This window comes from Pseudomonas sp. MPB23 (assembly GCF_046605395.1).
In the GTDB taxonomy this organism is placed as follows: Bacteria; Pseudomonadota; Gammaproteobacteria; order Pseudomonadales; family Pseudomonadaceae; genus Aquipseudomonas.
The window spans coordinates 1,410,121-1,426,275 of the sequence record NZ_CP176771.1; the positions used below are offsets into that span (position 1 = coordinate 1,410,121).

The 16,155-nt window shown below is 61.4% G+C and carries 10 protein-coding genes and 1 tRNA gene; 10 read left to right on the forward strand and 1 reads right to left on the reverse strand.

What is annotated here, in order from left to right:
* The first annotated feature begins 13 nt into the window (after positions 1-13).
* Entirely contained in the window at positions 14-583 is a 570-nt protein-coding gene (gene plsY / locus ACLH0J_RS06485; protein WP_411391297.1) for a glycerol-3-phosphate 1-O-acyltransferase PlsY, read from the forward strand.
* A 33-nt stretch (positions 584-616) separates the two neighbouring features.
* On the opposite strand, the gene tsaD is transcribed toward plsY, so the two are convergent.
* Complete coding sequence (gene tsaD, locus ACLH0J_RS06490) at positions 617-1,642, reverse strand: tRNA (adenosine(37)-N6)-threonylcarbamoyltransferase complex transferase subunit TsaD (protein WP_411391298.1); 1,026 nt, start codon at positions 1,640-1,642, stop codon at positions 617-619.
* Between the two features lie 203 nt (positions 1,643-1,845).
* On the opposite strand from tsaD, the gene rpsU reads away from it, so the two are divergent.
* The 9 genes from rpsU to pqqF all read left to right on the forward strand — a co-directional run bounded on the left by rpsU (position 1,846) and on the right by pqqF (position 16,102).
* Positions 1,846-2,061, forward strand: coding sequence for a 30S ribosomal protein S21 (rpsU, locus tag ACLH0J_RS06495; RefSeq protein ID WP_002551877.1), 216 nt, complete (start codon positions 1,846-1,848; stop codon positions 2,059-2,061).
* A gap of 442 nt (positions 2,062-2,503) precedes the next feature.
* A complete protein-coding gene (gene dnaG / locus ACLH0J_RS06500) occupies positions 2,504-4,474 on the forward strand; it encodes a DNA primase (RefSeq protein ID WP_411391299.1) in 1,971 nt (656 codons plus the stop codon).
* A gap of 67 nt (positions 4,475-4,541) precedes the next feature.
* Complete coding sequence (gene rpoD, locus ACLH0J_RS06505) at positions 4,542-6,392, forward strand: RNA polymerase sigma factor RpoD (RefSeq protein ID WP_411391300.1); 1,851 nt, start codon at positions 4,542-4,544, stop codon at positions 6,390-6,392.
* 121 nt (positions 6,393-6,513) lie between these two features.
* Positions 6,514-10,257: an EAL domain-containing protein gene (locus tag ACLH0J_RS06510; RefSeq protein ID WP_411391301.1), complete on the forward strand. Its 3,744-nt coding sequence runs from the start codon at positions 6,514-6,516 to the stop codon at positions 10,255-10,257.
* A 15-nt stretch (positions 10,258-10,272) separates the two neighbouring features.
* Positions 10,273-10,349 (forward strand) — tRNA-Ile (locus ACLH0J_RS06515).
* Between the two features lie 221 nt (positions 10,350-10,570).
* Entirely contained in the window at positions 10,571-11,017 is a 447-nt protein-coding gene (locus tag ACLH0J_RS06520) for an Lrp/AsnC family transcriptional regulator (RefSeq protein ID WP_411391302.1), read from the forward strand.
* Between the two features lie 167 nt (positions 11,018-11,184).
* A complete protein-coding gene (locus ACLH0J_RS06525; RefSeq protein WP_411392778.1) occupies positions 11,185-12,867 on the forward strand; it encodes a flavin monoamine oxidase family protein in 1,683 nt (560 codons plus the stop codon).
* Positions 12,868-12,877: 10 nt separating this feature from the next.
* Positions 12,878-13,672 carry a carbon-nitrogen hydrolase family protein gene (locus tag ACLH0J_RS06530; protein ID WP_411391303.1) on the forward strand — a complete coding sequence of 265 codons (795 nt, stop codon included), beginning with the start codon at positions 12,878-12,880 and terminating at the stop codon, positions 13,670-13,672.
* Positions 13,673-13,720: 48 nt separating this feature from the next.
* Positions 13,721-16,102, forward strand: coding sequence for a pyrroloquinoline quinone biosynthesis protein PqqF (gene pqqF, locus ACLH0J_RS06535; RefSeq protein WP_411391304.1), 2,382 nt, complete (start codon positions 13,721-13,723; stop codon positions 16,100-16,102).
* The last annotated feature ends 53 nt before the right edge of the window (positions 16,103-16,155 follow it).

The following is a 16,155-nucleotide window of genomic DNA, read 5'->3' on the forward strand; positions in this document are numbered from 1 at the left end:
CGGAATAGTTAGCATGTTTTGGTCACTGGCGATCTTCGCCTACCTGCTCGGCTCGCTGTCCTTCGCCATTTTGCTCAGCCGCCTGACGGGAACCCCCGACCCGCGAATGAGTGGCTCAGGCAATGCCGGCGCCACCAATATGTTGCGCCTGGCCGGCAAGAAACTCGCCATCCTCACGCTGCTGGGCGATGTCTGCAAAGGCCTGTTGCCCGTGCTGGTCGCGCAGTTCGCCGGCCTTACCCTTCAGCAGCAGGCCTGGGTTGGCGTATGTGCCGTCCTGGGCCATTTGTTTCCGTTGTACTTCCGCTTTCGCGGTGGCAAAGGTGTCGCCACGGCCGCCGGCATGTTGCTGGCGATCTACCCGCCTGCCGCGTTACTGGCCGCGTTTGCCTGGCTGCTGACGTTCTACCTGACCCGCACCAGCTCACTGGCCGCATTGATCGCCACGCCGCTCACCCTGCCTCTACTGGCATGGCAGGAGCCGGCGGCGCTACTACCGATGAGCGTGCTGACCCTGCTGATCGTCTGGCGCCACCGGGGCAATTTACGCGACCTGTTTGCCGGGCGCGAACGGCATTTTTAAATCCGGCCGATGAATCCCGCTCACCTTGAGCACTTACAACGGCGACAATTGCTCCATCGGCCAGCGGGCCTGCACGCTGATCGCCAAGCTTTCGTGCTGCCCGGCCTGCAGACGCTGGCAACCGGCATAGGCGATCATCGCGCCGTTATCGGTGCAGAATTCAGGGCGCGCATAAAACACATCGCCCTTCATGTCGCCGAGCATTTTCTCCAGCGAAGCCCGCAGGGCCTTATTGGCGCTGACGCCGCCTGCGATCACCAGACGCTGCATGCCCGCCTGTTTCAGGGCACGCTTGCACTTGATGGTCAAAGTCTCCACCACGGCCTGCTGGAACGCCAGCGCGATGTCGCAACGGGCTTGCTCACTGTCGTCCCCGGCGCTGACGCTTTGCTGCCAGGTGTTCAACGCGGAGGTTTTCAGACCGCTGAAGCTGAACATCAGGCCGGGGCGATCGCACATCGGACGCGGGAAAGTGAAGCGGCCCGGAACACCCTTTTCAGCGAGACGGGCGATTTCCGGACCACCGGGATAATTGAGGCCCATCATCTTCGCGGTCTTGTCGAATGCTTCACCGGCGGCATCATCCAGGGACTCGCCCAACAGCGTGTATTGACCGATCCCATCGACCTGAACCAGTTGCGTATGCCCCCCCGAAACCAACAAAGCGACGAACGGGAACTGCGGTGGTGTTTTTTCCAGCATGGGCGCCAATAAATGGCCTTCCATGTGGTGTACACCGAGGGCCGGAATGTCCCAGGCAAATGCCAGCGCCTGAGCGCAAGAAGCCCCAACCAGCAGGGCTCCGACCAATCCGGGGCCGGCGGTGTAGGCGATCGCATCGATCTCGGTCGGCACGCAGCCGGCCTCGTCCAGCACCTGGCGAATCAACGGCAGCATGCGCTTGACGTGATCGCGGCTGGCAAGCTCGGGCACCACGCCACCATAGGCGCGGTGCAGGTCGATCTGACTGAACAGTGCATCGGCCAAAAGCCCGCGTTCACTGTCGTAGAGTGCGACACCGGTTTCGTCGCAGGAGGTTTCAAGTCCCAGTACTAGCATGGGTTTGCGCCTTGTAGAGGCTGAATTCGAAGGCGCGCATGATAGTCGCCGCTCCCCCTCCAGACTAGCGGTTTTCGATCAGAGGCTTTGCATTCCGGGCAATGAGGGGTTAACATCCGCAACCCTTAAAAACCGACGACCTCAGCCGCGAATTTTTTGCGACGAGAACGTTGATTCCCGGTAATGAAAGAAGGTAGCTCTGGATGCCAGCCGTCAAAGTAAAAGAGAACGAACCCTTCGACGTAGCTCTGCGTCGTTTCAAGCGCTCCTGCGAAAAAGCCGGTGTTCTGGCTGAAGTTCGTAGCCGCGAATTTTATGAGAAGCCAACTTCTGAGCGTAAGCGTAAAGCAGCAGCCGCTGTTAAGCGTCACGCCAAGAAAGTTCAGCGCGAACAGCGCCGCGCCGTTCGTCTGTACTAATACACAGACGTTCGTAGCAAGCTTCTGCCAAGCCCGGCCCTCAGCCGGGCTGTTGGCATTTGCGGATATCGCTTGATGCTTCACCGTCGACGCCGCACATGCGACCGAGACACTGCTTCACACGTCAGGACTGGCGCTTCTGCCAGCGGTGCACGTCTCTTCTGACGAGCCTAACAAGGCTACTGACGAGCACACTCATTTTGTAGGCAGGCGATCAACAGATCGACTGTGCCCAGCGATGAGCTTCCGAGGCCACCATTGGCCGACGCCGGACGCCAGGGCAACATTTCTTCGCCGAAGACTGATAGAAACTAACGTCAGCGAATGATCGGCAGATACACTTCCTGACAGCCCAAGCAGACGATTGATGGCCAAGCCACTCGATACGTGCGCTTGAGCATTTCACGGGCCCTCAATTACACGCAGTGATGACGAGAACGCCATGGCCGGGCTGATTCCCCAGAGCTTTATTGACGACCTTCTGAACCGCACCGACATCGTCGATGTTGTCAGCTCGCGCCTGCAAATGAAGAAAGCCGGCAAGAACTACACCGCCTGCTGCCCGTTCCACAAAGAAAAAACCCCATCGTTCAGCGTCAGCCCCGACAAACAGTTCTACTACTGCTTCGGCTGCGGCGCAGGCGGCAATGCCCTCGGTTTCATCATGGACCACGACAACCTGGACTTCCCCCAGGCCGTCGAGGAACTGGCCAAAGCCGCCGGCATGGAAATCCCCCGCGAAGAAAGTGGCCGCCCGCACAAACCGCGGCAACCCACCGATTCGCCGCTGTACCCGCTACTGACGGCCGCTGCCGACTTTTATCGTCAGGCGCTTAAAAGCCATCCGCAGCGCAAGGCCGCCGTCGACTACCTCAAAGGGCGCGGCCTCACCGGCGAGATCGCCCGCGACTTCGGCCTCGGATTCGCCCCACCGGGCTGGGACAATCTCTACAAGCACTTGAGCAGCGACACACTCCAGCAAAAAGCCATGATCGACGCCGGCCTGCTGGTGGAAAACGCCGAAACCGGCAAGCGCTACGACCGCTTCCGCGACCGCGTGATGTTCCCGATCCGCGACAGCCGTGGCCGGATCATCGCCTTCGGCGGCCGCGTGCTGGGGGACGACAAGCCCAAGTACCTGAACTCCCCGGAAACCCCGGTATTCCACAAGGGCCAGGAGCTTTACGGCCTATTCGAGGCGCGCAAGAACAACCGCAATCTCGATGAAATCATCGTGGTTGAAGGCTATATGGACGTGATCGCCCTCGCCCAGCAAGGCTTGCGCAACGCCGTGGCAACCCTGGGTACCGCCACCAGCGAAGAACACTTAAAGCGCCTGTTCCGTGTCGTACCCAGCGTCCTGTTCTGCTTCGACGGCGACCAGGCCGGCCGCAACGCCGCCTGGCGCGCCCTTGAAGCCACGCTGCCGTGCCTGCAGGATGGGCGTCGCGCACGCTTCCTGTTCCTGCCCGAAGGCGAAGACCCAGACACTCTGGTCCGCTCCGAAGGCACCGACGCGTTCCGCGCGCGCATCAATCAACATGCACAGCCTCTGGCGGATTACTTCTTCCAGCAGCTCACCGAAGAAGCCGACCCGCGCTCCCTTGAAGGCAAGGCCCACATGGCCACCCTCGCCGCGCCGCTGATCGACAAGGTGCCGGGCGCCAACCTGCGCACCCTGATGCGCCAGCGCCTGCTGGAAATCACCGGACTGAGCGGCGAAGCCGTCAGCCAGTTGGTCCACAGCGCACCGCAGAATGCGCCGCCGGCCTACGACCCAGGCATGGATTACGACGCCATGCCGGACTATGCCGACTTCCACCCACCGCAGGAAGCCTACGCGCCCCAGCAGGAGTGGACGCCGAAGAAGCCCGGCGCCGGCGGCAAGAAATGGGACAAGAAACCCTGGAGCAAGAACGGCAAGCGCGGTGACCGCGACGAAGCCTATGCCCCACGCACACCGGTCGCCGTAGAAGCCCCGACGCTGATTGCCCTGCGCACACTCATCCACCACCCGCAACTGGCGGGCAAGGTTGAAAGTGCGGAGCATTTTGCCAACGAGAGCAACACCTACGCCCAGGTACTCATTGCCCTGATAGAGGCCGTGCAGAAAAATCCTAAGCTAAACTCCATCCAGCTAATGGCTCGATGGCATGGCACCGAACAAGGTCGCTTGTTGAAAGCACTCGCGGAAAAGGAGTGGCTAATTGACGGCGATAACCTTGAACAACAGTTTTTAGACACCATTACTAGGTTATCCGCGGGCCAGCACACGCAGACCCTCGATGAACTCATCAAGAGAGCAAGGCAGCCGGGATTGTCGGCTGAAGAGCAAATTCAGATAGCAAAACAGATGCGCGACCTCTTAAAACAGAATGTTTCCGCATCAAACCCGACCTTAACTGGCGCGTGAGGTCGTAGCTCGGGTATAATCCTCGGCTTGTTTTTTGCCCGCCAAGACCTTCAGTGGATAGGGTGTTATGTCCGGAAAATCGCAACAGCAGTCTCGTATCAAAGAGTTGATCACCCTTGGTCGTGAGCAGAAGTATCTGACTTACGCAGAGGTCAACGACCACCTGCCTGAGGATATTTCAGATCCAGAGCAGGTGGAAGACATCATCCGCATGATTAACGACATGGGGATCCCCGTACACGAGAGTGCTCCGGATGCGGACGCCCTTATGTTGGCCGACGCCGATACCGACGAGGCAGCCGCTGAAGAAGCCGCTGCCGCGCTGGCCGCGGTAGAGACCGACATCGGTCGCACGACTGACCCTGTGCGTATGTATATGCGTGAAATGGGTACCGTCGAGTTGCTGACACGTGAAGGCGAAATCGAAATCGCCAAGCGTATCGAAGAGGGTATCCGTGAAGTGATGGGCGCTATCGCGCACTTCCCTGGCACGGTTGACCACATTCTCTCCGAGTACACTCGCGTCACCACCGAAGGTGGCCGCCTGTCCGACGTCCTGAGCGGTTATATCGACCCGGACGACGGCATTGCGCCGCCTGCCGCCGAAGTACCGCCGCCTGTCGACCCGAAAGCCGTGAAAGCGGACGACGACTCCGAAGACGACGATGCTGAAGCCAGCACCGACGACGAAGATGAAGTTGAAAGCGGTCCAGACCCGATCATCGCTGCCCAGCGTTTCGGTGCGGTTTCCGATCAAATGGAAATCACCCGCAAGGCCCTGAAAAAGCACGGTCGCTCCAACAAGCTGGCAATTGCCGAGCTGGTGGCGCTGGCTGAGCTGTTCATGCCGATCAAGCTGGTACCGAAGCAATTCGAAGGCCTGGTTGAACGCGTTCGCAGCGCCCTTGAGCGTCTGCGTGCACAAGAGCGTGCGATCATGCAGCTATGTGTACGTGATGCACGTATGCCGCGCACCGACTTCCTGCGCCAGTTCCCGGGCAATGAAGTCGACGAGAGCTGGACCGACGCACTGGCCAAGGGCAAGGCGAAATACGCCGAAGCCATCGGCCGCCTGCAGCCGGACATCATCCGTTGCCAGCACAAGCTGACCGCGCTTGAGACCGAAACCGGTCTGACGATTGCCGAAATCAAGGACATCAACCGTCGCATGTCGATCGGCGAGGCCAAGGCCCGCCGCGCGAAGAAAGAGATGGTTGAAGCGAACTTGCGTCTGGTGATCTCCATCGCCAAGAAGTACACCAACCGTGGCCTGCAATTCCTCGATCTGATCCAGGAAGGCAACATCGGCTTGATGAAGGCTGTGGACAAGTTCGAATACCGTCGCGGCTACAAGTTCTCGACTTATGCCACCTGGTGGATCCGTCAGGCGATCACTCGCTCGATCGCCGACCAGGCCCGCACCATCCGTATTCCGGTGCACATGATCGAGACGATCAACAAGCTCAACCGCATTTCCCGGCAGATGCTGCAGGAAATGGGTCGCGAACCGACCCCGGAAGAGCTGGGCGAACGCATGGAAATGCCTGAGGATAAAATCCGCAAGGTATTGAAGATTGCTAAAGAGCCGATCTCCATGGAAACCCCGATCGGTGATGACGAAGATTCCCACCTGGGTGACTTCATCGAAGACTCGACCATGCAGTCGCCAATCGATGTCGCCACCGTTGAGAGCCTTAAAGAAGCGACTCGCGACGTACTGTCCGGCCTCACTGCCCGTGAAGCCAAGGTACTGCGCATGCGTTTCGGCATCGACATGAATACCGACCACACCCTTGAGGAAGTCGGTAAACAGTTTGACGTGACCCGCGAGCGGATTCGTCAGATCGAAGCCAAGGCGCTGCGCAAGTTGCGCCACCCGACGCGAAGCGAGCATCTGCGCTCCTTCCTCGACGAGTGATCCCAGAACCCCCGGCCCAGGCCGGGGGTTTTGCTTTCCACAGATAAAACCCCGCGCGACACCCCTGCCCCGCAATGCCCGTCTACACTCGAAACATTCCCCGTGCCATAACGAGACCGTTATGCCCAGATTGCCGGCTGTGTTACTGCTGTCGCTGCTGACCTGGACCGCAACGGCTGGCGCGTTGACTCTTACCGACGATGAGCGTGGCTGGCTGGCGGACCATCAAGAACTGCGACTGGGGGTGGACGCCTCGTGGCCACCCTTTGAATACCGAGATGAAGATGGTCGCTATCAGGGTTTGGCGGCGGATTACGTGCGCCTGATCCAGGATCGCCTCGGTGTTAAGTTCAAACTGATCGAGCCCGCGAACTGGGGCGCTGTGCTGGAGCTGACGCGAAACAATCAACTCGATTTGCTGCCCGGCATCATGTCCACCCCGGAACGCCAGGGATTTATGGCATTCACTCGCCCGTACCTGGACTTCCCCATCGTTATCCTGGCCCATGAAGGCGGCGCCAAAGCACGCAACCTGAAGGACCTCTACGGGCTGAAAATCGCAGTGGTGGAAAACTACGCGCCCCATGAATTGCTGCGTAGCCACCATCCCGACCTCAACCTGGTGGCCATGCCGAATGTCAGCTCGACGCTGCAAGCCCTGGCCACGGATGAAGTGGATGCAGTGGTCGGCGACCTGGCGTCGAGTGTCTGGAGCCTGCGCCAGCTCAAGCTGGATGGCTTGTACGTCAGCGGCGACACGCCCTACCGCTACCAACTGGCAATGGGCGTGCCCCAGGACAACAAAATACTGGTGGGCATCCTGGACAAGGTACTGGCCGATCTCAGCCCCAACGAAACCGCAGCGATCCAGCAACACTGGGTCGGCAGCTTCACCGATCACCGCACGTTCTGGACCGACTTGCTGACCTACGGGCTGCCCGCGGTATTGCTGTTGAGCACCGTGCTGGTCGTCGTCATCAGGATCAATCGCCGGCTGAGTTCGGAAATATCCCGCCGCGTCGCCCTCGAACAGGAACTGCGCAGCAGTGAATATCACTATCGCGGCCTGGTGGAGAGCTTATCCGCCATTGCCTGGGAGGCCAGCGTCACCGACTTTACCTACAGCTATGTGTCACCCCATGCTGAAGAACTGCTCGGTTATCCCCGTGCGCATTGGCTGATTCCAGGCTTCTGGCGCAACATCATTCATCCTGCCGACCTGACGCGCACCGAAGCGTATTGCTACCGCGAAACCCGCGCCAGCCGTGATCACAGCATCGACTACCGGGTAATCACCGCCGACGGCCGCTGCCTGTGGGTACGCGACATCGTCAGCCTGATCGAGCATGGCCACGAGCCGGTACTGCGCGGCCTGATGATCGACATCAGCGATGCCAAGCGCACCGAAGAAGCGCTGCAGCTCTCCGAGCAAAAATTCGCCTCGGTGTTCCAACAGTGCCCGGACATTCTGGTGATCGCGCGCCTGTCCGATGGCTGCTTGCTGGAGGTCAACAAAGCGTTCGAGGACCAGGTGGGCCTGAAGGCCGAGCAGGTCATTGGCAAAACCGCCACTGCGCTGAATATCTGGGGTATCCCGGGCATCGGCCCCGAACTGCTACAACGGGTACAGACCACCAGCATCCGCAACCTGGAAATGCCTTTTCTACGCAGCAACGGCCAAGCCTTTACCGGCCTGATTTCCGCCGAACCATTTCAACTCGACGCCACGGAGGCCATCGTCGTGGTGGTGCGCGACATCACCCAACTCAAGGAAACCCAGCAACAACTGCAAACGTCCGAAGAGAAATTCGCCAAAGCCTTTCATGCCTCCCCCGACGGCTTGCTGCTAAGCCGGCAGCGCGACGGCCTGCTGATTGAAGTGAACGACGGTTTCAGTCGTATCACCGGCTACCCCAGCGCGACCTCCATCGACCGGTCAACCCTGGACCTGGGCATCTGGGTCGACCTCAACGAACGCAAACACATGCTGGAACTGATGCAGCGCGATGGCTTCGTGCGTGACTTCATCTGCCATATACGCCGCAACGATGGCCAGATCCGCCTCTGCGAGCTGTCCAGCCGCCCACTGCCCATCGGCGACGACGACTGCATGCTGACCATCGCCCGGGACATCACCGAGCGCCAGCTGATGCAGGAAAAACTGCAGCAGGCCGCGACCGTTTTCGAGAGCACCGCCGAAGGCGTATTGATCACCGACACCCAACAGAACATCAGTGCCGTCAACCGCGCCTTCAGCGAGATCACCGGCTACAGCGAAGCCGAAGCCCTGGGCCATACGCCGCGCCTGCTGGCCTCCGGCCTGCACGACAGCGCCTTCTATGCCGCCATGTGGCATCAGTTGACAGACCAGGGGCACTGGCAGGGCGAGATTTCCAACCGTCGCAAGAATGGCGAGGTGTACCCCAGTTGGTTGACCATCAGCGCCGTGCGCAATCGCGACCACTTGATCACGCACTTCGTCGCCGTGTTTGCCGACATCTCCAGCCTCAAGTTGGCCCAGGCGCGCCTCGACTACCAGGCCCACCACGACCCGCTGACCGGACTGCCCAACCGAACGCTGTTTGAAAGTCGCTTGCAAGCCGCCCTCAACGGTCATCAGGACACCGGCAAACAGGGGGCCGTCCTGTTTCTCGACCTGGACCGCTTCAAACACATTAACGACAGCCTTGGCCACCCCGTCGGCGACCTGCTGCTCAAAGACATCGCCGTGCGCCTCAAAGAGCAACTGCGCGACATCGACACCGTCGCACGCCTGGGCGGAGACGAATTCATCATCCTGCTCCCTGGCCTGCAGCACGTCAGTGACGCCCAATACCTGGCCAATAAACTGCTGGCCTGCTTCACCCCGCCGTTCCAGGCCGGCGAACACGAGTTCTTTATCAGCGCCAGTATCGGCACCAGCCTGTACCCCCAGGACGGCACCGACGTCGCCACCCTGGTCAAGAACGCTGACGCCGCGATGTACCGCTCCAAGGCCAAGGGCCGCAACCGGGTCGAAAGCTACACCCGCGACCTCACCGCCCAGGCCAACGAACGCGTGGCGCTGGAACATGAGTTGCGCCGCGCCATCGAACGCGACGAACTGAGCCTGTATTACCAGCCGAAACTGAGCCTGGTGACCCAAGGACTGATCGGCGCCGAAGCCCTGATCCGCTGGCGGCACCCGGCATTCGGCGACGTACCGCCCGAACACTTCATCGCCCTGGCCGAAGAGAACGGCATGATCCTGCAAATTGGCGATTGGGTGCTGGAACAGGCCTGCCGACAAATGCACGCCTGGCAAACAGCCTTCGAGCCATTCGGCCCGCTGTCGGTCAACCTCGCCGGCGCGCAACTGCGCCACCCCGGCTTGCTCGGTCGCATCGAACAACTGCTGCATGACTACCACCTCGCCCCTGGCTGCCTGCAACTGGAAATCACCGAAAACTTCATCATGAGCCAGGCCGAAGAAGCGCTGGAAGTGCTGCACCAACTCAAACACCTGGGCGTACAACTGGCGATCGACGACTTCGGCACCGGCTACTCATCCCTGAGCTACCTCAAACGCCTGCCGCTGGACTTCCTGAAGATCGACCAATCCTTCGTCCGCGGCCTGCCCGACGACCCCCACGACGCCGCCATCGTGCGCGCCATCATCGCCCTGGGCCACAGCATGCAATTCACCATCATCGCCGAAGGCGTGGAGAACGCCGCGCAGCAAGCCTTCCTCGCCGCCGAAGGCTGCGAACAGATGCAAGGCTACATCGTCAGCCTACCCCTGCCGCCGGAGCTTTTTGCCGCGACGTTCCTTCGTATGCAGGTTGAGGATTTTTCGGATGGCAGAGTGGAGAAACCATCGTTATAATCCGCGGCCTACTGAGGGCCTATAGCTCAGTTGGTCAGAGCAGAGGACTCATAATCCTTTGGTCCACGGTTCAAGTCCGTGTGGGCCCACCAACTTCAAAGCCGCGCATTGCGCGGCTTTTGTCGTTTTTGGCCTCTAAAAATGGCGGTTGCTAAGCTCAAACGCAGCGAGGCATAAACACCCACCACGTGGCGGTTGCCCCATAGCTTCCTACGGGTATAGCAACTGCTGCATCATCGAGCGTTAGTCTTGCAGCCGTTCAAGGTGTCCCCCTGTAACATGCCACCTATTACCGCCCGTTTCGGAGCCTCCCTTGCCCGTCCTCGATGAAATCGATCGCCAACTGATCGCCGCCCTGCAACTCAACGCCCGCGAAAGCGTAGCCATGCTTGCCCGGCAGTTGGGGATCGCGCGCACCACGGTCACCTCGCGTCTGGCGCGTCTGGAGAAAACCCAGGTGATCACCGGTTACGGCGTACGCCTGGGCCAGCGGGTGGCGGGCGGTGGTTTGCAGGCCTACGTGGGGATTACCGTGCAACCGCGCTCGGGCAAAGAGGTGCTGCGCCGGCTGAGTGCGATGGCCCAGGTGCAACAGTTGTGTGCAGTAAGCGGCGAGTTCGATTACGTGGCCTGGCTGCGCACCGATTCGCCGGAGCAACTGGACCAATTGCTCGACCAGATCGGCAGCGTCGACGGTGTAGAAAAAACCACCACCTCGATCATCCTCAGTAACAAACTGGATCGCGGACAACCTATCTGACCAGCACCTTCGTCAGATTGACTGAAACCAATCCAATTCGACGACACTTTGCGTCTTATTAACGAGCGCAACGCTCCCTAAACTGGCTGCCATCTTTTCCTATACTCAGCGGGTCACGTCCGCCGAGTCGCCAGCCAGGGTCCGCCATGAGCATTCCGTCCAGCAGCATCAGCAAGACCAATCGCCACCCCGCAGACGGCAAGAAACCCATCACCATCTTCGGCCCGGATTTCCCGTTTGCCTTCGATGACTGGATCGAACACCCGGCCGGCCTGGGCAGCATCCCCGCCGTCCACCATGGCGCCGAAGTGGCGATCGTCGGTGCCGGGATCGCGGGCCTGGTGGCCGCCTATGAGCTGATGAAACTGGGCCTGAAGCCGGTGGTGTACGAAGCGTCGAAGATGGGCGGCCGCTTGCGCTCCCAGGCCTTTGAAGGCGCCGAAGGGATCATCGCCGAACTGGGTGGCATGCGTTTCCCGGTCTCGTCCACGGCGTTCTATCACTATGTGGACAAGCTCGGCCTGGACACCAAACCCTTCCCCAACCCGCTGACCCCAGCCTCCGGCAGCACCGTGATCGACCTGGAAGGCCAGACCCACTACGCACAAAAACTCTCCGACTTGCCTGCGCTGTTCCAGGAAGTGGCTGACGCCTGGGCCGACGCCCTGGAAGCCGGCTCGCAATTCGGCGACATCCAGCAAGCCATCCGCGACCGCGACGTACCGCGCCTCAAAGCGCTGTGGAATAAGCTGGTGCCACTGTGGGACGACCGCACGTTCTACGACTTCGTCGCCACCTCCAAAGCCTTCGCCAAGTTGTCGTTCCATCACCGCGAAGTGTTCGGCCAGGTCGGTTTCGGCACCGGCGGTTGGGACTCGGACTTCCCCAACTCGATGCTGGAAATCTTCCGCGTGGTGATGACCAACTGCGACGACCATCAACACCTGGTGGTCGGCGGCGTGGCTCAGGTGCCCATGGGCATCTGGCGCCATGTGCCGGAGCGCTGCGCCCATTGGCCCGCCGGCACCAGCCTCAGCTCCCTGCACCGCGGCGCGCCACGGGCCGGGGTCAAGCGCATTGCCCACGCGCCCGGCGGCCGTTTCGCCGTGACCGACAACTACGGCGACACTCGCGAATACGCCGCCGTGCTCACCACCTGCCAGAGCTGGCTGCTGACCACCCAGATCGAGTGCGACGAAAGCCTATTCTCGCAAAAGATGTGGATGGCCCTGGACCGCACCCGCTATATGCAATCGTCGAAGACCTTCGTGATGGTCGACCGCCCGTTCTGGAAAGACAAAGACCCGGAAACCGGCCGCGACCTGATGAGCATGACCCTCACCGATCGCCTGACCCGTGGGACCTATCTGTTCGACAACGGCGACGACAAGCCGGGCGTGATCTGCCTGTCGTACTCGTGGATGAGCGATGCGCTGAAAATGCTGCCACAGCCCATTGATAAACGCGTGAAGCTGGCCCTGGATGCCCTGAGCAAGATCTACCCGAAAGTCGACATCAAGGCGCGCATCATCGGCGATCCGATCACCGTGTCCTGGGAAGCCGACCCGCATTTCCTCGGCGCCTTCAAGGGCGCGCTGCCTGGCCACTATCGCTACAACCAGCGGATGTATGCGCACTTCATGCAGAAGGACATGCCCGCCGAACAACGTGGGATTTTTATCGCGGGCGACGACGTATCCTGGACGCCCGCCTGGGTCGAAGGCGCAGTACAAACCTCGCTGAACGCGGTGTGGGGCATCATGACCCACTTCGGTGGCCACACTCACCCAGAGAACCCAGGGCCGGGCGATGTGTTCGATGAGATCGGACCGATTGCCCTGGCCGAGTAAGGAACTGACTATGCGCGTCGCCCTGTACCAATGCCCGCCGCTGCCGCTGGATGTGGCCGGCAACCTCAAGCGCCTGCATCGCCTGGCCCATGAGGCGTCCGGCGCCGACCTGCTGGTGTTGCCGGAGATGTTCCTCACCGGCTACAACATCGGCGCCGAAGCTGTCGGCGCATTGGCCGAAGCGCAGGATGGCGAGTCGGCGCGAACGATTGCCGAACTGGCGCAAAGTGCCGGCGTGGCAATCCTGTATGGCTACCCGGAACGCGCCGCCGATGGGCAGATTTTTAACGCCGTGCAGTTGATCGACGCCCACGGCCAACGCCTGTGCAACTACCGCAAAACGCACTTGTTCGGCGACCTCGATCATTCGATGTTCAGTGCCGGGGGCGATGATTTCCCGCTGGTGGAACTCAACGGCTGGAAACTGGGCGTGTTGATCTGTTACGACCTGGAGTTCCCGGAAAACACCCGGCGCCTGGCCCTGGCCGGCGCCGACCTGATCCTGGTGCCCACCGCGAATATGGTGCCGTTCGATTTCGTCGCCGACGTCACGGTGCGCGCACGCGCTTTCGAGAACCAGTGCTACGTGGCCTACGCCAACTACTGCGGGCACGAAGACGAAATTCAGTATTGCGGGCAAAGCAGCATCGCCGCGCCGGATGGCCGGCGCATCGCCCAGGCCGGCCTGGATGAAGCCTTGATCGTCGGCACGCTGGAACACCAAGCGCTCCTCGACGCTCGCGCCGCCAATGACTACCTGCAAGACCGCCGTCCCGAACTCTACGGCACGCTGCACAAGCCCTGACCTGGCGGGTTTGCTAGCATAGGCGCTTCCTACGTTTCGGAAGTGCCCATGCCCGCGCCGGCCCACCCTCATCACCTTCACCTGACCCTGGCCAACGGCCTGCGGGTTTCCCTGCGTCATGCGCCGCGTTTGAAGCGCAGCGCCGCTGTGTTACGAGTGGCGGCCGGCAGCCATGACGTGCCCTTGGCATGGCCCGGCCTGGCGCACTTTCTGGAACATTTGTTGTTTCTTGGCACTGAGCGTTTTCCTACCGAAGAAGGGCTGATGGCCTACGTGCAGCGCCACGGCGGCCAGGTCAATGCCAGCACCCGTGAACGCACCACGGATTTCTTCTTTGAACTGCCGCTGTCGACCTTCGCCGATGGGCTGGAACGCTTGGCCGATATGCTCACGCATCCGTGTCTGAGCCAGGACGATCAACGCCGCGAGCGCGAAGTGCTGCACGCGGAATTCGTCGCCTGGTCCCAGGATGCCAAGGCGCAGCAGCAGGTGGCATTGCTCCAGGGCTTGGCCGTCGATCATCCACTGCGAGGCTTTCATGCGGGCAATCGCGACAGCCTGCCGGTGGAGCGTGAGGCGTTTCAACACGCGTTGCGGGCATTCCACCAAGGGTTCTATCAGAGCGGGCAGATGACCTTATGCCTGGCCGGTCCGCAGTCGTTGGAGGCGCTGGAAACCTTGGCGCGGCGATTCGGTGAAGTGCTGACCTCAGGCCCCCTGCGCCCACAGGCGGCGCCACCGGCCTTGATGACTGGGGCGGCGTGCAGTTATCAACACGTCGACGGCAATCACCTGCACCACGTCATGACCTGTGAAGCACCCCGCGAAGCGCTGGATTTCCTCTGCCTCTGGCTTAACGCAGCGGCGCCGGGCGGCCTGCTCGCCGAGCTGAAAGCGCAGCGACTGGCCACCGCGCTGCAGGCGTCCGTGGTCTATCACTTCGCCGGGCAAGCGCTACTGGCTATCGATTTCACCCTCGACACCCAACGCGATTCGGCGACACAGATCGAGGCGTTGCTGCACGACTGGCTGAGCTTTTTCGCACACAGCGACTGGACCTCACTGCGGGAAGAATTCGCCCTGCTGGCGGCTCGCCAACACCAGGTCCAAGGCGCCCTGGCCCTGGCGCGGCATGCCAGCGAAGGGTTGGAAGCGCAGCTGTCGGAACAGGCTGTCAGCGCTCTCAAGGCCATGCTCGACGCGCTGCACCTGCCAGCGTCCCGACACCCTTGGCGCCTGCCTCCGAACAATCCGTTCCTGCGTCCCACCGCCAAGGAAGAGCGCGCCGGCCTGATTCGCGGCCAAACCAGCGCCCACCGCGGCTTGCGCACCTTTGCCCAGGACCGCTCACGGGGCCGGCGGGAACAGTCGGCGTTGACCTTCAGCCCAGCCATGGCCAACGACACCGATGAAGGCGCGCTGTACCTGCATTGGCGGTTCGATTCAGCCGCTCCCTCCGGGCTCGACAGCACATTGCAGGCATTGGTCGAGAATGCCCGGCAGGCGGGCGTCGAGCTGTCTTTCGACGCCAACGGTCAGGACGCGCTGGTGAAAATCGTCGGCCTGCAAACCCCCACGCCGGCGGTGCTGGAAGCCCTGGCGCTGGGTTTGAGTCAGGCGCCAGAAGCGCCTCTCGCCGCGCCCCCGCTGATCGCGATCCGTGCACTGCTCAAGGCGTTGCCGATGTGCTGCGCCGGTACTGTTTCAGGCACCGGTGAACCGCAAGCAGCGTGGGCCAGCGCACGTTGGCAAGGACTGGCCGTTGGTTTCTCTGCCACTCATGAAGCGGCGATCAAAGCGGCGGCCGCCCGTTTACCCGGACAACCCGCCAGCCTCGAACACCAACCCCAACGCCTCGGCGGCCAACGCCTCTGGCATGAGGTGAAGACCGACGCCAGCGACGCCGCCGTGCTGCTGTTTTGCCCGACACCGACGCAATCCCTGGCGGATGAAGCCGCGTGGCGACTGCTCGGCCATCTGCTCCAGGCCCCCTTCTATCAACGCCTGCGCGTCGAGTTGCAAGTGGGCTACGCGGTGTTCAGCGGTATCCGACAGATCAACGGGCAAACCGGCCTGCTGTTTGGCGTGCAATCCCCCAACGTCACGCTGGCGGCAATCGTCGACCATCTGCACGTGTTTCTGCAGCAACTGCCTGCGCTGATCGCCAGCAGCGGCGACCTGGGCACCCACGCGTTGGCGCAACAATTCACCACGCAGGCACTGCCCGTCGCCCAAGCCGCCGAGCTGCTGTGGCACGCGCACCTGGCCGGCCATCCGTCGGATTACCTCGCGCAACTTCAACAGCAGATCCTGGCCCTTACCCGGCAAGACCTGCAGCATGCCGCCCAGCAACTGCTAGACGCGGCTGGCGGCTGGCGCTGCCTGGCCAACGGCCCGCGAATCGACGAAACCTGGCGAACGGCCTCCTGACCATTGCCCTCCCTGCAACAAGCTTTTTCCACCAAGACAGCGCTAACTTGAGA

Bases quoted from the DNA above. Each gene is read 5' to 3' on its own strand.
- tsaD (WP_411391298.1), bottom strand. From the start codon at position 1,642: ATGCTAGTACTGGGACTTGAAACCTCCTGCGACGAAACCGGTGTCGCA.
- rpsU (WP_002551877.1), top strand. From the start codon at position 1,846: ATGCCAGCCGTCAAAGTAAAAGAGAACGAACCCTTCGACGTAGCTCTG.
- plsY (WP_411391297.1), top strand. From the start codon at position 14: ATGTTTTGGTCACTGGCGATCTTCGCCTACCTGCTCGGCTCGCTGTCC.
- pqqF (WP_411391304.1), top strand. From the start codon at position 13,721: ATGCCCGCGCCGGCCCACCCTCATCACCTTCACCTGACCCTGGCCAAC.
- ACLH0J_RS06510 (WP_411391301.1), top strand. From the start codon at position 6,514: ATGCCCAGATTGCCGGCTGTGTTACTGCTGTCGCTGCTGACCTGGACC.
- rpoD (WP_411391300.1), top strand. From the start codon at position 4,542: ATGTCCGGAAAATCGCAACAGCAGTCTCGTATCAAAGAGTTGATCACC.
- dnaG (WP_411391299.1), top strand. From the start codon at position 2,504: ATGGCCGGGCTGATTCCCCAGAGCTTTATTGACGACCTTCTGAACCGC.
- ACLH0J_RS06530 (WP_411391303.1), top strand. From the start codon at position 12,878: ATGCGCGTCGCCCTGTACCAATGCCCGCCGCTGCCGCTGGATGTGGCC.